Annotated in this window: 3 protein-coding genes; 1 reads left to right on the forward strand and 2 read right to left on the reverse strand. The window is 74.3% G+C overall.

Annotation, left to right across the window (positions count from 1 at the left end; all coding sequences use genetic code 11):
- Positions 1 to 121 precede the first annotated feature (121 nt).
- Both BLV01_RS17820 and BLV01_RS17825 read right to left on the reverse strand, forming a co-directional pair.
- Positions 122 to 607, reverse strand: coding sequence for a hypothetical protein (locus tag BLV01_RS17820; RefSeq protein ID WP_091802789.1), 486 nt, complete (start codon positions 605 to 607; stop codon positions 122 to 124).
- A gap of 194 nt (positions 608 to 801) precedes the next feature.
- Entirely contained in the window at positions 802 to 1,722 is a 921-nt protein-coding gene (locus BLV01_RS17825; protein WP_091802792.1) for a helix-turn-helix transcriptional regulator, read from the reverse strand.
- 301 nt (positions 1,723 to 2,023) lie between these two features.
- Here BLV01_RS17825 and BLV01_RS17830 point away from each other — a divergent pair, with 301 nt between their 5' ends.
- Positions 2,024 to 3,481 (forward strand): MocR-like pyridoxine biosynthesis transcription factor PdxR, encoded by a 1,458-nt coding sequence (locus BLV01_RS17830; protein ID WP_091802795.1) that lies wholly within the window; start codon positions 2,024 to 2,026, stop codon positions 3,479 to 3,481.
- The last annotated feature ends 193 nt before the right edge of the window (positions 3,482 to 3,674 follow it).

Here is a 3,674-nt window from a genome sequence, read left to right on the forward strand (position 1 = left end):
GAGCTGCGCAAGCTGCGACTGCGGCAACGCGGCTGCGACGAAACTTACGGTGCGGGCGGCGGCCCTGCGGTCGCGGCTCGCGCCGCTCCTACAGGGAGATCGCCCACGAACGCAGCGGCGGTCAGCGCTTGTACGCGCGGTTCACCGCCCACGCGATCGGCCAGGCCACGAAGACGATGTGGACCAGCACGCTCAGCCCGATCCATACCGGGTCCGGCGGCAGGCCCTTCATGCCGGCGCGCGAGAGCGGGACGACGATGAAGTTCATCGCCACGAACAGCCACAGGCCGTATGCGGTCGCGGCCGGCCACGGGTGCCGGCGCATCCACGCCGATTTGCTCGCGGCCAGCGCGTACGCCGCCGCCATCAGCAGCGCGATGAAGTAGTGCAGGAACAGGCCCAGGGCGGCGGAACCGGCGCCGCCGGCCAGCGCGGCGTCGCGGCCGATCAGGCCGGAGGCGACGCTGTGCAGGACGCGGCTCGCGGCGACGCCCTTAGTCAGGCCCCAGTAGCCGATCGCGTACGCGATATCGAGGGTGGCGGCGATGAGGCCGCCGATCAGGGTCCACAGCGGCAGGGAGCGGACGGGGCGGACGGCGGCGGTCATGGCGGGCTCGGCGAGGTTGGCGACGAAGGTTGGGATCGGGGCGGGGCGCGACTGGAGCCAGGGCGGTTGGGTTGGACGCGGTCGCGACGGATGCGGATGGGGTCGGGCGATTCGAGCGGCAAGTCGCGGCCGCGCGCTGCGGGCGCGCGCCGCGATCGAAGCGATACGGCGCGGGCGCGAGTGCGGATGCGATGTCAGGCCGCGCGGCCGCGCGCGGCTTCGGCGCGGCGGGCCTGGGTCGCGGTGACGCCGAAGGAGTTCTTGAACGCGCGGCAGAACGCGCTCTGGCTTTCGAAGCCCAGCGCCTCGGTGATCTCGCACACCGGCATGCGGGTGTCGCGGACCATGCGCCAAGCGCGGTCCGAGCGCAGCCGCGCGGCGTACTCGGTCGGGGTCTCGTCGAACACGTCGCGGTAGATCCGGATCAGGTGGCAGGGCGAGTAGCTGGCGCTGCGCGCGAGCCGGCCCAGGTCCAGGCGCACGTCGGGGTGGCGGCGGATCAGGTGTTGCACGCGCAGCAGCCGCAGCAAGGTCTGCTGGCGCCGGCGCAGGGTGCGGCCGCTGCAGCGCGCGAGCCGTTCCAGCAGTTCGCGCTGTTGTTCGCGCAGCAATTCGGCCAGGGTGCGCAGCAGGGTCGGGCCGCTGGCGGCCAGTTCGGCCGGCCGCGCGCCCAGCCGCGCCAGCCGCACCAGCAGCCGGCGCGCATCGCGCGGGGCGAGGCCTTCCCAGGGGAACAGTTCGCTGCCCAGCGCCTGCGGCGCCTCGGCCAGATGCGGTTTCCAGGCCGGTTCCGGGCCGCACAGGCACAGCCACCAGCACGGGCTGCGCGCGCCGCTGCGCACGCGGCCGTCGCGCCAGACCTGCAGGTGGCCGGGGGCGAGGTCCCAGGCGCTGTCGGCCGCCTCCAGCCGCAGCGGCCCCTGCAGCGGCAGCCACAGCGACAGCCAGCCCGCCGGCAAGTCCAATTGCACGGCGCGGCCGGAGGCGCAGACCAGGTGCAGGCCCGCGGGTGCGGGCGACCATGGCCTGTTCAGGTCCAGCGACGACGCCGGGTGCGCGCCCGGTCCCAGGTCCAGGTGCTCGGCGAAACGGATGCGGTGATGGTGCACGCTCATTGCGGCCCTCGGCGTCGTCGCGGTGCGGCGTGAATGCTGCGGTTGGTTCCTAAGCTAGCCAGCTCGGCCGCGCATCAGGAGGGCCAATTTCCAGGGCAGCGAAGGAGCCAATCCGGCGCGGCCGGCCCCGGCGCCGGTGCCGCAAGCGGCCGGTTCGGGGCCGTGGGCGGCCGCGGTTGCGCGGCCAGCGCGGGCTCGATGTGCCGCGACCGGCAGGCCGCGCCGACGGCTCGCCAGCCGGCGGCGGGCTTGGCACACTCGCCACGAGCGCGGCCCGAGGGGGCCAATCGGGAGTGCGCCGATGTACCTGCCGCTGGATGGCCGCGGCCCTTTGCACGGCCAATTGGTCCGCTCGTTGAAGGACGCGGTGCTGGCCGGCCGGCTGCCGGCCGGGATGCGCTTCCCGCCGAGCCGGCTGCTGGCCCAGCAGCTCGGGCTGTCGCGCAACACCGTGCTGGCCGCCTACGAGCAACTGCGCGCGGAGGGCTTCATGCAGGCGCGGGTCGGCTCGGGCAGCTTCGTGGTCCTGCCCGGCGCGCCGGCGCAGCCGCGCAGCGAGCCGCCGGCGCGGATCCCCGCACAGAGCGCCTATGCGCGCCGCCTGCGCCGCTACCACGACCACGCCAACATCCCCGGCCGGCGCCTGCCCGGAACCGTGCACAGCTTCCAGTACGGGGTGCCGTTCACCAATCCGCTGCTGACCTCGGCCTGGGCGCGCGCGCTGTCGCACGCGGCCGCCTACACGCCGCCGAACTACCCCGCCGCGCAGGGCCTGCCGGCGTTGCGCGCGGCGGTGTGCGAGTACCTGTCGCTGCGCCGCGGCGTGCGCGCCGCGCCCGAGGACGTGGTGATCGTCGCCGGCACCCAGCAGGCGGTCAGCCTGGCCGCGCGGGTGCTGCTCGACGAGGGCGACGAGGTCGCGATCGAGGACCCGCAGTACTTCGCCGTGCGCGAAGCGCTGCAGATCCACGGCGCGCGGCTGCTGCCGATCCCGGTCGACCGCGAGGGCCTGCGCACCGACCTGTTGCCCGAGCGGCCGCCGCGGCTGATCTGCGTGACCCCGTCGCACCAGTTCCCGACCGGCGCGCTGATGTCGCTGCCGCGCCGGCGCGCGCTGCTGGACTACGCGCGCCGCCACGAGTGCTGGATCTTCGAGGACGACTACGACGGCGAGTTCCGCTTCGACGCGCAGCCGCACGCGGCGCTGTACGGCCTCGACGACGCGCGCCGCACGCTGTACGTGGGCACGTTCTCGAAAGTGCTGTTCCCGTCGCTGCGGCTGGGCTACCTGGTGGTGCCGCCGGGGCTGCGCGAGGACTTCGTCTCGGCCAAGTGGGCCGACGACTTCGGCTCGCCGGGGATCGAACAGGCGGCGCTGGCCCACTTCCTCGCCGACGGCGGCTTCGAGCGCCACCTGCGCCGCACCGCCAAGACCCTGCGCCAGCGCCGCGACGCCCTGCTGGCGGCGCTGCGCCGGCTGGCCGGCGACGCGCTCGAGATCCAGGACTCGCGCGCCGGCATGCACCTGCTGGTATGGCTGCGCGGCTGCAGCCCGGCGCAGGGCGACGCGTTCGTCGCCCACGCCCAGTCGCGCGGGCTGGGGCTGTATTCGGTCGCGCCGTGCTACATGCAGGCGCCCGCGCGCGCGGGATTGCTGTTCGGCTACGGCGCGCTGTCGGTGGCCGAGATCGAGGAAGCCGCACGGCTGTTCGCGGCCTGCCTGGACGAGATGGCGTTCGCCGCGGCGCCGGCGGCGTGAGCCGGATGCGCGGCGTTTGCGCACGCGGATCGCGCAGCTGCTGGAAGCTCTTGTAGGAGCGGCGGGGGGCCGCGGCCGCGACAAAACGGCTGCAGCGAGGCTTTCGGTACGAGCTGCGGTTTCGCGGTCGCGGCTTGCGCCGCTCCTACAGGTAGATCGCGTAGTGGCCGCAGCCGCTGTAGGAGCTGCGCGA

Source organism: Lysobacter sp. yr284 (assembly GCF_900107375.1).
Classification (GTDB): domain Bacteria; phylum Pseudomonadota; class Gammaproteobacteria; order Xanthomonadales; family Xanthomonadaceae; genus Lysobacter.